This is a genomic window from Kutzneria sp. CA-103260 (assembly GCF_018263855.1).
GTDB lineage: Bacteria > Actinomycetota > Actinomycetes > Mycobacteriales > Pseudonocardiaceae > Kutzneria.
Genome location: NZ_CP073318.1, coordinates 10,464,021 through 10,478,382, shown reverse-complemented (window position 1 = coordinate 10,478,382; position 14,362 = coordinate 10,464,021). Strand labels below are relative to the sequence as shown.

Annotated in this window: 11 protein-coding genes; 6 read left to right on the top strand and 5 right to left on the bottom strand. The window is 70.5% G+C overall.

Annotated elements, in window-relative coordinates:
• Positions 1–6 precede the first annotated feature (6 nt).
• From JJ691_RS52770 to JJ691_RS47095, 3 genes are read left to right on the top strand one after another with little or no spacing between them, the layout of a single operon-like run.
• Complete coding sequence (locus tag JJ691_RS52770; protein ID WP_249227479.1) at positions 7–507, top strand: amino-acid N-acetyltransferase; 501 nt, start codon at positions 7–9, stop codon at positions 505–507.
• A 53-nt stretch (positions 508–560) separates the two neighbouring features.
• Positions 561–1,361, top strand: a complete 801-nt coding sequence (locus JJ691_RS47100) for a MerR family transcriptional regulator (RefSeq protein ID WP_211765873.1) — start codon at positions 561–563, stop codon at positions 1,359–1,361.
• A gap of 57 nt (positions 1,362–1,418) precedes the next feature.
• A complete protein-coding gene (locus JJ691_RS47095) occupies positions 1,419–4,808 on the top strand; it encodes a wHTH domain-containing protein (protein WP_211765872.1) in 3,390 nt (1,129 codons plus the stop codon).
• On the opposite strand, the gene JJ691_RS47090 is transcribed toward JJ691_RS47095, so the two are convergent.
• A complete protein-coding gene (locus JJ691_RS47090) occupies positions 4,809–7,238 on the bottom strand; it encodes an FtsK/SpoIIIE family DNA translocase (protein ID WP_211765871.1) in 2,430 nt (809 codons plus the stop codon).
• 72 nt (positions 7,239–7,310) lie between these two features.
• Between JJ691_RS47090 and JJ691_RS47085 the strand changes: the two genes are divergently transcribed.
• Positions 7,311–8,225, top strand: coding sequence for an EamA family transporter (locus tag JJ691_RS47085; RefSeq protein WP_211765870.1), 915 nt, complete (start codon positions 7,311–7,313; stop codon positions 8,223–8,225).
• A 50-nt stretch (positions 8,226–8,275) separates the two neighbouring features.
• Here the strand turns inward: JJ691_RS47085 and JJ691_RS47080 are convergent, their stop codons facing one another.
• The 4 genes from JJ691_RS47080 to thyX form a co-directional block, all read right to left on the bottom strand.
• Positions 8,276–9,973 carry a ribonuclease J gene (locus JJ691_RS47080; RefSeq protein WP_211765869.1) on the bottom strand — a complete coding sequence of 566 codons (1,698 nt, stop codon included), beginning with the start codon at positions 9,971–9,973 and terminating at the stop codon, positions 8,276–8,278.
• Positions 9,970–10,884 carry a 4-hydroxy-tetrahydrodipicolinate synthase gene (gene dapA / locus JJ691_RS47075; RefSeq protein ID WP_211765868.1) on the bottom strand — a complete coding sequence of 305 codons (915 nt, stop codon included), beginning with the start codon at positions 10,882–10,884 and terminating at the stop codon, positions 9,970–9,972. The genes JJ691_RS47080 and dapA overlap by 4 nt, the downstream gene beginning before the upstream one ends.
• Before the next feature lie 320 nt (positions 10,885–11,204).
• Entirely contained in the window at positions 11,205–11,831 is a 627-nt protein-coding gene (locus JJ691_RS47070) for a TIGR03085 family metal-binding protein (RefSeq protein WP_211765867.1), read from the bottom strand.
• A gap of 3 nt (positions 11,832–11,834) precedes the next feature.
• A complete protein-coding gene (gene thyX / locus JJ691_RS47065) occupies positions 11,835–12,587 on the bottom strand; it encodes an FAD-dependent thymidylate synthase (RefSeq protein ID WP_211765866.1) in 753 nt (250 codons plus the stop codon).
• A 127-nt stretch (positions 12,588–12,714) separates the two neighbouring features.
• Here thyX and JJ691_RS47060 point away from each other — a divergent pair, with 127 nt between their 5' ends.
• On the top strand, positions 12,715–13,347 hold the full coding sequence (locus JJ691_RS47060; protein ID WP_211765865.1) for a toxin-antitoxin system HicB family antitoxin: 633 nt from the start codon (positions 12,715–12,717) through the stop codon (positions 13,345–13,347).
• Between the two features lie 12 nt (positions 13,348–13,359).
• Complete coding sequence (locus JJ691_RS47055; RefSeq protein WP_211765864.1) at positions 13,360–14,256, top strand: DUF4097 family beta strand repeat-containing protein; 897 nt, start codon at positions 13,360–13,362, stop codon at positions 14,254–14,256.
• Positions 14,257–14,362: the final 106 nt, after the last annotated feature.

Sequence of the window (14,362 nt, the reverse complement as noted above, 5' to 3'; positions counted from 1 at the left end):
ACGCACGTGGACAACGTTGCAGTGCGCCGGGCTCGAATCGCCGACGTGCGCGCCATCAAGGCGCTCGTGGATCACTACGCGGGCAAGGTCTTGCTGACAAAACAGTTGGTTACGCTGTTCGAGTCCGTGCAGGAGTTCTGGGTCGCCGAGCTGGACGGCAAGGTGGTCGGCTGCGGGGCGCTGCACGTGCTGTGGGAGGACCTGGCCGAGATCCGCACCGTCGCCGTCGACCCGCTGGCCGCCGGGCGGGGCGTCGGGCACGCCATCGTCGGGCAGCTCGTGTCGCTGGCCCGGGAGCTGGGGCTGTCCCGGATCTTCGTGCTCACCTTCGAGACCCGGTTCTTCAGCCGGCACGGCTTCGTGGAGATCGAGGGCACCCCGGTGTCGCCCGAGGTCTACGACGAGATGCTGCGCTCGTTCGACGAGGGCGTGGCCGAGTTCCTCGATCTCACCTACGTGAAGCCGAACACACTGGGCAACACCCGAATGCTGCTCCAACTCTTCTAGTTGCGACTAGAAGAGTATTGACTGACCAAGTCGTGGCGCGCGAGGATTGTCTCGTGTCCGTGGAGGAGCTCGCCGCCGAGGTCGGCCTGCCGACCAGCACGATCCGCATGTACCAGACCAAGGGTCTGCTGCACGCCCCACGCCGCGTGGGCCGGACCGCGCGCTACGACGTCAGCCATGTGCAGCGGATCAGACTCGTGCAGCGCCTCCAGGACCGCGGCTTCTCGCTGCCGGCCATCGCGCAGCTGATCGAAGCGCGGGACCGCGGCGACTCCGTCGCCGACGTGCTCGGGCTGGCGCCCTACGGTCCCGAGGACTGGATTCCCATCGGCATCAACGAGATCCGGTCCCTGGTGTCGGTGCGGGAGCTGCGGCCCTCCCTGCTGCGCAAGGCCACCCAGATGGGCCTGGTCAAGTGGCGGCACGGGCGGCCCCACACCCGTCGCTGGGCCCTGGAGAGCGGCGCCCGCCTCTGCCAGCTCACCATCGGGCCGCAGGAGGTGCTCAGCCAGTACGAACGCCTGCGGGAGACCACCGACCGGGTCGCCGCCGACTTCGTCGACGTGTTCGAGCGGCACCTGTGGCCCGCCATCGCCGACACCAGCGGCCAGGCCGACCAGCTCGACAAGGTCCGGTCGCTGCTGATCGAGCTCACCAGCACCGCCGAGAGCGTCGTCGTCGGGGCGCTGCGGGAGTCCATCCGCGACGCCACCGAGCAGTTCGCGTACAAGCACGGCCTGCTCGAGGACGATCCGGCCTGGCTGCGGGAACCGGTGCCCAGCCTGGCCGAGCGCCTCACCGAGCCCGGTGGTGAGGAGCCGGACATCGAAGGATTCCTTGCGGGGGAGGAATAACCGGCTGGGTGCGTCGTCACCAGGGGGGACGGCGCACCCAGCCGCTAGTCTGCTCGGATGGCCAGCGGTGGCAGCGAGAACTCGATCACCGGCGACGTGTCCGGCTCGGTCGTGGCCCATGTCGTGCACGGCGATGTCACGCTCAACTACCACGCCGGACCTCCGTCGGACCCGACTCCGGCCGAGCCATGGGCCAAGCTGGTGCACTGCTCCAAGGTGTGGTGTGACGGCCAGGACCGGACTGCTGCCGTCGCCGTCGCGACGCATCTGGCTTCACTGCACCAGGACCTGCCCGCGGACCCGTGGCTCGACCGCGGCCTGGCCGACCGCTTCGCCAAGCGGGTCAGCTGGCTGGCCGGCAAGGTCGAGATCGAGTTCGGCGCCGCCGAGGCCACCCTGCTGTCCTTGATCCCCTTGCTGCACCAGGTGTTGTGGACCCGCGCCGCTGTCGACCGCTTGGACGGCCCGCCCCCGGAGTTCTACCGCGACCACAGCCGCCTGGCCGCCCGGATGGACGGCCACGACGAGGTCCGCTGGTGGCTGTTCCACCGCTGGCTGTGGCTCCAGGCCGAAGTCCTCAGGCCCGAGTCCATCGCCGTGCTGCTCACCGACGTCCCGGTGCCGCCCGTGCTCACCGCCGCCCGCGTCAGCAGCCTGCTCCAGGGCCTTCGGCTGGAGCCCAACGTCTTGTGCGGCAAGCAACGCATGGTGGAGCTGCGGCAGCGGGAAACCCTGTTCGGCGGCACCGACGCCGAGGAACACGTCCGCACCCCGCTGCTCGGCCTGCTGCTGGCCGTCGCCTACAGCATGTCCATTGACACCACCGGTTTGTCCGACATCATCGTCTGGCACACCCCTGTGGACTTCGAGGGCCTGCACTCCACCATCGCCGACGCCTCATGGGCCTTCCGGGCCGACTGTCCCGTGCTGTCCGCCACCTGCCACCACGCCTCCGTCGTCGAGGCCCTTCGCGAGCACACCGTCCGTCTCGACGCTCTGCTCCACGCCGTCCGCCAGGCCGCCGACGAGCACCCCGTCCTCGCTCCCCTGCGCTCCCTCCCCGAACGCGCCAGCAGCGACGACGTCCGTCCCTCCACCGGTCCCGACGGCAAGCCCGTCTTCTCCGGCTGGTCTCGCTTCCGTATGGACGAGCAGCGGGTGCAGGAACTCCTCATGGGCGAGCAGCTCTACCGCGACCGCTCCCTCGCCATTCGTGAGCTGTACCAGAACGCCCTCGACGCTTGCCGCTACCGCCGGGCTCGCGAGGAGTACCTCCGCCGCACCACCGACCGTGCCTCCGCCTGGTCCGGCCTCATCAGCTTCTCCCAGGGCATCGACCCTTCCGGCCGGCCCTACCTCGACTGCACCGACAACGGCGTCGGCATGGGCATCCCCGAACTCACCGGCGTCTTCGCCCAGGCCGGCGCCCGCTTCGCCGATTTGGCGGAGTTCCGCGACGAACAGGTCGACTGGTCGCGGTTGGATCCTCCCGTCGAGCTCTACCCCAACAGCCGCTTCGGCATCGGGGTTCTGAGCTACTTCATGCTGGCGGATGAAATCACCATCACCACCTGCCGCATGTCCCGCAAAACCGGCCTGCCTGGTCCGAAACTCGAAGTCGCCATCACTGGCCCCGGCCACCTGTTCGAGGTCAAGGAGATCGCCGCCCAAGGCACCCCCGGCACCACGGTGCGCCTCCATCTGCGCGCCGGAATCCAGGAATCCTGCGTCGAGACGCTGCGCCGCCTGCTGGCCATCGCCGAATTCGACACCGCCGCACGACACGGCCGGCTCGCTCTCCGCTGGCGAGCGGGAGAGTTCAAGCCTTCCCAAGGCCTTGGCCCCAACAGTTACAGCGGATACGGCGAAACCGTCACGAGCTCGACCGGCCAGGTTTTCTGGTGCGAATACGGCGGCGGTCCGCTTGTCGACGGCCTGCACACGGAGATCAAAGGAAGCCACCGGCCGAACTACAAGCCACGGGGTGCTCTGGTGAATCTGACCGGACCGACCGCGCCCCGGTTGTCCGTCGACCGAACAATCATCCTGGACGACGTGGTGGCCGCGGTCACCGAACTACAGCGGTCGGCGATACCGGACCTGCTCGGGGCGAACACGGTACTAACGTACAAGTGGCTGTCCACATTGGGTTTCGAGAACCCGACGCTGGCGGACATGATCGTCGACCAGTCACCGCGTCACCGCTGCTTTCCCGCCGACGCGTCACTGCTCGCCACCGAGCCGACACGGACTGGGCAACAAAGGCTGGATGGCTCCAGCCCTCTAAATCACATCTTACTGTGGCGACTGCTCGCCACGGACGACGCCGGTGATCTCGCGGAGCTCGTGCCCGAGCTCACTGACGCCCGGCGACTGCTCGCCCCGATGCCGTCGGACGTGAGCCTGTTGTGCAGCCATGGGGGATTCGCGTACAGCTGGGCTTCGGCCGAGGAAAACACCGCGCCCGGCCACGTGTTTTCCGTCGCCGCCCAAGCGGGGATGTCTCCGCAGGAAGCCGCCCACCGCCTCATCCAACTCGGTGTCGACGGCATCGACGTCAGCTGCTATCCAGCCGATCGCCAGCGATCGTACGAGACCGAAATGGTCTTGCTCAGCCGCCACGGTGACGGCCGATCACCTTGGTGCGAGCGCGGGGAAACCGTGCCAGGCCTGAGAATTCGCACTCTGTCGGCACAACACCACATCTCCGTCACTGAAGCGGCCCGCATGCTGTCGTCCTACGGGCTCATCGCCGGTCCACAACCAGAAATCGTCGAACAGGGCTACCCATCGCTGCGCGATCTGGTTCGTGCGGCGATCGATGCTGACGCCCACCCTCGCCAGCTCACCCGAGACACCCCGCCCAATCTGCTCGACCAGGGGTGGGACACCGTGAGCCCCGCAGTTCGGGAAGGCATCACCCCCATACCGGTCGGTGCTGTTCTCTCCCTGGCCGAACAGCTGTGCCAGCCGGCCGGACTGGTCGCCGCGCAGATCGCCGAGTTGGGTCTGGTGCCCCCGGATCTGCCGGTGAAACCCTCCACGGAAGACATCATGCTGGTCAGCACCCGGCTCGACGGCCTTGCGCCGTGGCTGGACATTCGGCGGCCGGTTCGGCTGCACCACCTCATCAAGGCTCACGCCGTGCTGAACCTGTCGCCGTTCTGGGTCGCCGACCGACTGACCCAGCTCGGCTTCACCGCACCCTCCGAGAACCTGCCCTACTACCCGGAGCTCCGCGACCTCACGTTGCTCCGAGTGTCCGACGGCGGCAAGTTCCTGGACCCGGACCAGCCGGTGCCGTTGGCACATCTCGTGTCGGTCAGCCGACAGCTGGGCCAGCACATCACGCAGGTCGCCGACCGGCTCCGCGAGCTGGGCATGATCGTGCCGGATCTGGGGACGATGATCCGGGAAGCGCTGGCCAAGGTGCCGGTGGAGAAGTAGCTACTCCTCCTCGTCACCGTCGTCGTCGGGCATGCCGCCGCCGCGGATGGTGAACAGGACGCCTTCCAGTTCGTCGGGCTTGATCAACACCTCGCGGGCCTTGGAGCCTTCGGAGGGGCCGACGACGCCGCGGGTCTCCAGGAGGTCCATGAGGCGGCCGGCCTTGGCGAAGCCGACGCGGAGTTTGCGTTGCAGCATCGAGGTGGAGCCGAACTGGCTGGTGACGATGAGTTCGGTGGCCTGGAGCAGGAGGTCGAGGTCGTCGCCGATGTCGGCGTCGATCTCCTTCTTCTCGCCGGCCTTGGCCGAGGTGACGCCGTCGGTGTAGTCGGGCTGGGCCTGCTCACGGGTGAAGCCGACGATGGTGTTGATCTCGTCGTCGCCGACATAGGCGCCCTGGATGCGGACCGGCTTGGCCGCGCCCATGGGCAGGAACAGACCATCGCCCATGCCGATGAGCTTCTCGGCGCCGGGCTGGTCGAGGATGACCCGGGAGTCGGTCAGCGACGAGGTGGCGAAGGCCAGGCGGGACGGGACATTGGTCTTGATCAGACCCGTGACGACGTCGACGGAGGGGCGCTGGGTGGCCAGCACGAGGTGGATGCCGGCGGCGCGGGCCTTCTGGGTGATGCGGACGATGGCGTCCTCGACGTCACGGGGGGCGGTCATCATGAGGTCGGCGAGCTCGTCGACGATGGCCAGGATGTAGGGCCGCGGCCGGTATTCACGCTCGGAGCCGGGGGGCGCGGTGATCTCGCCGGACTTGACCTTGCGGTTGAAGTCGTCGATGTGCCGGACCTTGTTGACCTGCATGTCCTGATACCGCTGCTCCATCTCCTCCACCAGCCAGGCCAGCGCGGCGGCGGCCTTCTTGGGCTGGGTGATGATGGGCGTGATCAGGTGCGGAATGCCCTCGTACGGCGTGAGCTCGACCATCTTCGGGTCGATCAGGATCATCCGGCACTCGTCGGGGGTGGCCCGGGCCAGCAGCGACACCAGCATGGAGTTGACGAAGCTGGACTTGCCGGAGCCGGTGGAGCCGGCGACGAGCAGGTGCGGCATCTTCGCCAGGTTGGCGGTGACGAAGTGCCCCTCGATGTCCTTGCCCAGGCCGACAACCAGCGGATGCTGGTCGGCGGTGGTGGACGGAGCGCGCAGCACGTCGCCGAGCCGGACCATCTCCCGGTCGCTGTTGGGCACCTCGATGCCGACGGCCGACTTGCCGGGGATGGGCGCCAACAGCCGCACGTTGTCGGTGGCGGCGGCGTAGGCGATGTTCTTGGTCAGGGCGGTGATCTTCTCGACCTTCACACCGGGACCGAGCTCGACCTCGTACCGGGTGACGGTCGGCCCACGGGTGAAGCCGGTGACCTGGGCGTCGATGGAGAACTGCTCCAGCACGCCGGTGATGGCCTCGATCATGGAGTCGTTGGCCCGGCTGCGGGCCTTGGGCGGGTCGCCGTCCTGGAGCATGTCCAGCGACGGCAAGGTGTAGTCGCCGTCGACGGCCCGCGGCGCGGCCGGCTTCGCCGCGGCAGCGGCGGGGGCCTTGCGGGGCTTGGGCGCGGGACGAACCGGCTCCGGTTCCGGCTCTTCCTCGGTCGGCAGCTCCAGCTGCTTGGGCGCTTCGACGTCGGCGGCCTGGCGGCGGCGTGAGGGCCGGCGCAGCCGCACCGCGGAGCTGTCCTTCTCGGTGACGTCCTCAGTGGACGTGGCCTCCGACGCCGACGGAGACGGCCGCCCGGAAGCGGACTGGTCGGCCAGGGTGCGAAGGCGGTTCGGCACGTCGCGGACGGGAGTGCCGGTGAGCAGCAGCACGCCGTAGACGGCGACCAGCCCGAGCAGCGGCGCGGCGACCCAGCCGGTGAGGCCCTGGGCCAGGAAGTGCCCGGCGAGCCACCCGATGGCCCCGCCGGCATCGCCACTGTCCGACGCGAGCTCGGGCGCGCCCAGGAACAGGTGCAGCAGGCCGAGCACCGACACCCCGAGCAGGATCATGCCGAAGACGATCCGAGGCCGGGCCTCGGGCAGCGGCTCGGAGCGCATCAGCACGATGCCGATGAACAGCAGCACGAACGGCAGCACGTAGGCGGCGGCGCCGATGACACTGCGCACGGCAATGTCCAGCCAGCCGCCGACAGGCCCGCCGGCGTGCCACCAGACACCGGCGGCGAAGATCACGCCGAGCCCGATCAGCACCATCGCCAGGCCGTCGCGGCGGTGCGCGGGATCGAGCTCCTTGGTGCGGCCGACGGCCCGGGCCAGCCCGCCGACGCCCTTGGCCACGAAGCCCCAGCTGGCCTTGGCCGGCGCGGAGCCGCCCCGCTTGGACGACGTCGCCTTGCCCCGGGGCTTGGTCGCGGGGCGGGGCTTGGACGTGCTCCTGCCACGCGTGGAGCTCCGCTTCGAAGTCGTCGTCCGGCCGGCCATGCCCCTACGGTAGCCCTTTCACTTCCGTCACATACGTCACGCCGGGACAAGTCGCTGATCAACACTGGCCCGGTGACGACCGCCCGACTCCGCGCCACCGTGGCCAGCCTGCTGTCCGCCATCGCCTTCGGCTTCTCCGGCCTGCCGGCCAAGGTCGCCTACGACGCCGGCTTCACGCCGTTGCAGGTCACGGCGGTGCGCATCGTGTTGACGGCGATCGTGCTGCTCGCCTTCGTCGTGCCGTTCACCGGCCTGCCCAAGCTGGGTTCGTGGCGGCTGGTGCTGGGCTACGCGGTGCTCGGCGTGATCGGCAGCCCGTTGCTGTACTTCGTGGCGGTGTCGCGGATCCCGGTCGGCGTGGCGATGGTGCTGGAGTTCCTGGCCCCGGTGCTGGTGGCGCTGTGGATCCGGTTCGTGCGGCGGACCCGGCTGCCGGCGTCGATGTGGTGGGGTACGGCGCTGGCCCTGATCGGCCTGGCGATGATCGCCCAGCTCTTCAACGGCGTCAGCTTCGACCTGGTCGGCACGCTCGCCGGCCTCGGCGCGGCCGTCGGCACGGCGGCGTACTACCTGCTCGGCGAGCATGCCGCCAAGGACGGCGACCCGATGGCCCTGACCACCGGCGGCATGGTCGTCGGCGCGGTGCTGATCAGCATCGTCAGCCCGCCGTGGACGCTGCCCTGGCACGCCATGACCACGCCGACGGCGCTGGGCCCGGTGTGGCTGGGTCTGGCGCTGTTGGCCCTGGTCAGCACCGCTTTCGCCTACGTCGCCGGCATCCTGGCGCTGCGGCACCTGCCGTCGGCGGCGGCCTCCGTGCTGGGTCTGGTGGAGCCGCTGGTCGCCACGCTGGCGGCCTGGCTGATCCTCGGCCAGGTGCTCAACGTCGTGCAGATCGTCGGCGCGGTGGTGCTGCTGGCCGGCGCCGCCATCGTGCAGGTCGCCTCCGGCCGTCGCATCGAACCCGACACCCCTCCAACGCTGTGAAGGGGGCATTCCTGGCGTTGAGCGCTAGGAATGCCCCCTTCCGAGCAGGATCAGACCGGGATGACCGTGGGGATGATCATCGGGCGGCGGCGGTAGGACTCGGCGACCCAGCGGCCGACGACCCGGCGCACAGCCTGGGCGATGCGGTGGGTGTCGGTGATGCCCTCCGCCTCGGTCCGGGACAGTTCCATCTCCACCAGCGGCACGACCTGGTCCAGCGCCTTGGGGTCGTCGGAGAAGCCCCGGCCGGAGATGGTCGGCGGGGCGACGGCCCGGCCGGTGGCGGTGTCCACGGCGACGGTGATGCTGATGAAGCCGCCTTCGCCCAAGATGAGCCGGTCGGACAGGGTGGACTCGCCGACGTCGCCGACGGACAGGCCGTCCACGTAGACGTGCCCGACCTCGACCCGGCCGGAGATGGCGGCCTTGCCGTCGACCAGGTCGACGACCACGCCGTCCTCGGCGATGACCACCTGCTCGGCGGCCACTCCGGTGCGGATGGCCAGCTCGGCGTTGGCCCGCAGGTGCTTCCACTCGCCGTGCACCGGCATGACGTTGCTGGGCCGCACTGCGTTGTACAGGAACAGCAGCTCGCCGGCGGCGGCGTGGCCGGACACGTGCACCTTGGCGTTGCCCTGGTGCACCACGTGCGCGCCCAGCCGGACCAGGCCGTTGACCACGCCGAACACGGCGGTCTCGTTGCCGGGGATCATGGAGCTGGCCAGCACCACGGTGTCGCCGGAGCGGATGGAGATCTGCCGGTGCTCGCCGCGGGCCATCCGGGACAGCGCCGACAGCGGCTCGCCCTGCGACCCGGTCGAGACGAACAACACCTCGTCCTCGGGCATCAGCATGGCCTGGTCCAGGTCGACCAGCAGCCCGTCGGGCACGTGCAGCAGCCCCAGCTCGGCGGCGATGCCCATGTTGCGAACCATGGACCGGCCGACCAGCGCGACCCGGCGGCCGTGCTTCACGGCGACGTCCAGGATCTGCTGCACCCGGTGCACGTGGCTGGCGAAGCAGGCCACGATCACCCGCTGCGTCGCCTTGCGGATCACCTGGTCCAGCACCGGCCCGATCTCACGCTCGGGGGTGACGAAGCCGGGCACCTCGGCGTTGGTGGAGTCGACCAGGAACAGGTCCACGCCCTCGTCGCCGAGCCGGTGGAAGCCGGCCAGGTCGGTCAGCCGGCCGTCCAGCGGCAGCTGGTCCAGCTTGATGTCGCCGGTGTGCAGCACCAGGCCGGCCGCGGTGCGGATGGCGATCGCGATGGCGTCCGGGATGGAGTGGTTGACCGCGAAGTACTCCAGCTCGAACGGCCCGTGCTGGGTGCGCTCGCCCTCGGTCACCTCGACCAGCCGCGGCGTGAGCCGGTGCTCCTTGCACTTGGCGGCCAGCAGCGCCAGCGTGAACTTGGAGCCGATCACCGGCACGTCGGGCCGGTTGCGCAGCAGGAACGGCGCGGCGCCGATGTGGTCCTCGTGGCCGTGCGTGAGGACGATGGCCTCGATGTCGTCGAGCCGGTCCTCGATGGCCCGGAAGTCGGGCAGGATCAGGTCGACACCGGGCTGCATGTCCTCGGGGAACAGCACGCCGCAGTCCACGATGAGCAGCCGGCCGGCGTGCTCGAACACGGTCATGTTGCGGCCGACCTCGCCGATGCCGCCCAGGGCGACGATGCGCAGGCCGCCGTCGGCCAGCGGCGGCGGGTTGTTCGAGGGTCGCGAAGGAATGATCACATCGGTCACGCGGCCACCTCCAGGCCGACGCCGCGCAGCACGGCGGCGAGAGTCTCGGTCTGCTCCGACGTCGCGGCCGGCAGCGGCAGCCGCGGCTCGCCGACCTCCAGGCCGGTCAGCCGCAGCGCGGTCTTGGCGAAGATCACGCCGCCGCCGATGGCGCCCATGGCGCGGTGCAGCGGCAGCAGTTCGGTGTGCACGGCCCGGGCGACGGCCAGGTCGCCGGCGTCGACGGCGTCCACCATGGCCCGCAGCCGGTCGCCCACGACGTGCCCGATCACGCTGACCATGCCGACCGCCCCCAGAGCGAGCCAGGCCAGGTTCAGCGGGTCGTCACCGGAGTAGTAGGCGAGGTCGGTGCCGGCCATGACCTCGCTGCCGGCCAGCAGGTCGCCCTTGGCGTCCTTCACGGCCACGATCCTGGGGTGCTCGGCCAGCCGGCGCAGCGTGTCGACCTCGATCGGCACGATCGTGCGCGGCGGGATGTCATAGAGCATCACCGGCAGGCCGGTGGCGTCGGCCACCGCCGTGAAGTGCGCGTACACGCCGGCCTGGGGCGGCCGCGAGTAGTACGGCGTCACGGTCAGCACGCCGTGCGCGCCGGCCTTCTCGATCATCTGCACCTGGCGCACCGAGTGCGCGGTGTCGTAGCTGCCGGCGCCGGAGACCACGGTCGCGCGGTCGCCGACCGCGTCCACCACGGCCCGGACCAGCTCGACCTTCTCGCTCTCGGTGGTGGTCGGCGACTCGCCGGTGGTGCCGTTCACCACGATGCCGTCATGGCCCCGGTCCACCAGGCGGTTCGCCAGCTCCTGGGCTTTGTCCAGGTCGAGTCCGCCATCCCGGTCGAACGGCGTGATCATGGCGGTGAGCACCCGGCCGAAGGGCGGTCTCGGTGCTGTGGTGGAACTCCCGGTCATGGCGATGACGCTACCGGAGACCCGCCCACGACCAGGACATGGAGGTCAGATGCCCGCAAGCGCGCGGACCGCGAGGCCCCGCCGCCGCACAGAAGAGTGCGAGCCCCGGCACCGATGTATCGCCCGCACGCCGGATTCGGACACCGCTAACACAAGAGAGCGCGAGGCCCCGCCGATGCTTCGCCTGGTTGGCGGATTTCGCCCGCCGCCACCCACGCGCCCCACCACCCAAGCCGGATGCGGCGGGCGAAATCCGGCAAGGGCGAGGCATCGGCCCCCAAAGGGGCCGAGCCCGCCCTGCCGGAGGCGGGGCAGAAAACTCAGATGCCTCGGTTGAGGCCTTTGACCCGTGCCACGGCCGACTGCTCGCCGTCGAACTCCAGGCGGACCTGGTCCCGGCCGGACAGGAACAGCACCAGTTCGCCGGGCTCGCCGGTGATGGTGACGGTGTTCGGGCCGCGCTTGGCCGCCACCTCGCTGCCGTTGGGCCGGCGCAGCACCACGCCGACCGGGCTGTTGCGGAAGGTGAGCTTGCTGCTGCGGGACAGCATCTTCCACAGGGCGGCGTCGCGGACCGGCTCGGGCGCCCGCGGCTCCCAGTCGGGCTGGGCCCGGCGCAGGTCCTCCAGGTGCACGAACAGCTCGACGGTGTTGGCCAGCTCATCGAAGCCGGGGATGCCGAACGGGGACAGCTTCGGCGGCCCGCTGCGGACCAGGTCGACGAGCTTGGGCCACGGCTTGGCGGCGTAGGAGTCCTGCACGCGCTGGGTGTGCGGGGCGAACGCCTTGATCATGATGCCGGGCGAGGCGTCGATCCGACGTTCCCGCACGGCCAGGTGCGCGGCCAGGTCGCGGGCGTTCCAGCCCTCGCACAGGGTCGGCGCGTCCGGGCCCAGGTCCTCGAACGCCTCGCAGATCAGCCGGCGCTCCTCGCTCGCGACACCCACGGCTCAGCCCTCCGTGACGAACGGGCTGGAGGCCACCTCGGTGCCGTCGGGCAGGGTGGAGATGGTGAAGTCCTCGAACACGTTGCCCGCGGCCGTCTTCAGCTGGCGCAGGCACTCGATGGCCAGCGCGCGGATCTCGACGTCGGCCGCCTCGCTGGCGCGCATCGCGATGAAGTGCCGCCAGGCCCGGTAGTTGCCGGTGACCACGATGCGGGTCTCGGTGGCGTTGGGCAGCACCGCGCGGGCCGCCTGCCGGGCCTGCTTGCGGCGCAGCGTGCCGCTGGGCACGTCGGCGAACTTCTTCTCCAGGCCTTCCAGCAGCTCGGTGTACGCCTTGACGCTGGCCTCGGCGGCGGCCAGGAACTTGGCGTGCAGCTCCGGGTCCTCGGCGATGACGTCGGGCTCGACCATCGCGGCGTCCCGCTCGGGCACGTAGCGCTGGGACAGCTGCGAGTAGGAGAAGTGCCGGTGCCGGATCAGCTCGTGGGTCAGCGACCGGGACAGGCCCGACAGGTAGAAGCTGACCGAGCCGTGCTCCAGCACGGACAGGTGGCCGATCTCGATGATGTGCCGGATGTAGCCGGCGTTGGTCGCGGTCGCCGGGTTCGGCTTGGACCAGGACTGGTAGCACGCGCGGCCGGCGAACTCGGCCAGCGCCTGGCCACCGTCCTCGTCGGTCGTCCACGGCACGTCCGCCGGCGGGAAGAACTCCGTCTTGGCGATGAGCTGCACCTTCAGCGGCACCGTCTCGGTCACGAGCCTTGTCTCCTACTCCACGGGCGGTTCTCCCGAGCGTAGACGACCGGGGCCGTGACATCATGGCGACACCACCAATGACGCCATCACCCTTGACTGACGTCAAGGGTGATGTCATCGTGGCGTCATGGATCTCACGCCGTACATCGCAACGTTGCGCGAGGACCTCACGACCGCCGCCGCAGCCGGGGACGACCAGACCCGACGCACCGCAGCCGTGCTGTCCGCCGCGCTGGAGCCGGCCGTCCGGCTGGCCATCATGAACGCGCTGTCCGACCTCGCCGCCGAGGTCACCGCGTCGCTCGACGACCACGTCGTCAGCCTGCGGCTGGACGGCCGGGACGTGCAGGTGGTGGTCACCGCCACCGCTCCGTCCGACGAGCCCGGTGCCGACGAGGAGGAGCCGGCCGCCGCCTTCGTGGGCGACCCGCAGGGCGACATCAGCCGCATCACCGTGCGCCTGATCGAGGAGCTCAAGGCCAAGGCCGAGCAGGCCGCGGCCGCGCAGGGACAGTCGCTGAACGCCTTCGTGTCGCAGGCCGTGCAGGGGGCGCTGAACAACCAGCGCCGCGGCGGGCACGGGCGGGGCCGCAACCGCGGCGGCCAGTGGTGGGACGGGAACCAGAACTGGGGCGGCCGCGGCGGGGACCGCGGCTGGCCGGGGTGGAACGACCAGGGCGGCCCGGGTCAAGGTGGCTCTGGGCAGGGACGTGGCGGCGGCCATGGCGGCTCCCGCGTCAGCGGCTGGGTCGAGGGCTGAGGGGTGGAGACGATGACCGAGAACGTGCCCGGCGACACCGGGCTCGTCCGCGAGGAAGAGTTCGAGGCGACCGGTCCGATCGAGATCGACGTCGCCGTCGGGGCCGGCCGGATCGAGGTGCGGCTGTCCGACCGGTCGGGCGTGCGGGTCGCCGTGCGCCACGACGACGACGCCGCCGACCAGTGGGTGCCCGGCCTGTCCGGGCTGCTCAACTGGGTCAACGGGCAGTTCGGCACGGGCACCGAGACCTCGCCCGACGACGCCGTGCGGCAGACCCGCGTCGACCTGACCGGCAGCCGGCTGGTCGTGCGCACGCCCAAGCCGCTGCCCATGCGCGGGGTGCCGCTGGCGATCGTCATCGAGGCGCCCAACGGCTCGCACGTGGAGTCCAAGAGCGGGTCCGCGTCCCTGGTCACCACCGGGTCGGCCGGGCGGCTCAACGTCATCAGCGGCACCGGTGACGTCAGCGTCGACCGCGCCGACGGCGTCGCCAGCGTCAACAGCGGCTCCGCCGCCGTCCGGCTCGGCCCGATGATGGGCGGCGTGCGGGTGAAGTCCGGCTCCGGGGACATCGAGGTGTCGTCCGTGGGCGGCCGCAGCGCCCTGTTCACCGGCTCCGGCGACGTGTGGCTGGGGGCCGTGCAGGCTGACGTCATGGTGCGCACCGGCACCGGTGACATCACCGTGGCCGACGCCGCCTGCGGCGCCATCGAACTCGTCACCGGGAGCGGGGAACTGCGGGTCGCCGTGCGGTCCGGCACCGCCGCCATGGTCGACCTCGTGTCGCACGCCGGTCAGGCCCGCAGCGAGCTGGACGTGTCGAACACGCCGCCCAGCAAGGAGTCCAAGCTCACTGTTCGGGGCCGCACCGGCTCCGGCAACGCCGTCATCACCACCGCGGTCGGCTGATTCGGGGTCGGTGTCCGCGTCTCGTCGGGGGGAGGCGGGCGCCGCGCGTCGGCCCTCGGCTCGGGGCCGCCCACGGAGGGGATGGGCGGGCCCGGGCCGGGCCGTT

What these genes read in the sequence shown, in the direction of transcription:
- dapA (WP_211765868.1), bottom strand. Translation starts at nt 10,884, where the DNA reads ATGACCGGGAGTTCCACCACAGCACCGAGACCGCCCTTCGGCCGGGTG.
- JJ691_RS47055 (WP_211765864.1), top strand. Translation starts at nt 13,360, where the DNA reads ATGACCGAGAACGTGCCCGGCGACACCGGGCTCGTCCGCGAGGAAGAG.
- JJ691_RS47090 (WP_211765871.1), bottom strand. Translation starts at nt 7,238, where the DNA reads ATGGCCGGCCGGACGACGACTTCGAAGCGGAGCTCCACGCGTGGCAGG.
- JJ691_RS47060 (WP_211765865.1), top strand. Translation starts at nt 12,715, where the DNA reads ATGGATCTCACGCCGTACATCGCAACGTTGCGCGAGGACCTCACGACC.
- JJ691_RS47095 (WP_211765872.1), top strand. Translation starts at nt 1,419, where the DNA reads ATGGCCAGCGGTGGCAGCGAGAACTCGATCACCGGCGACGTGTCCGGC.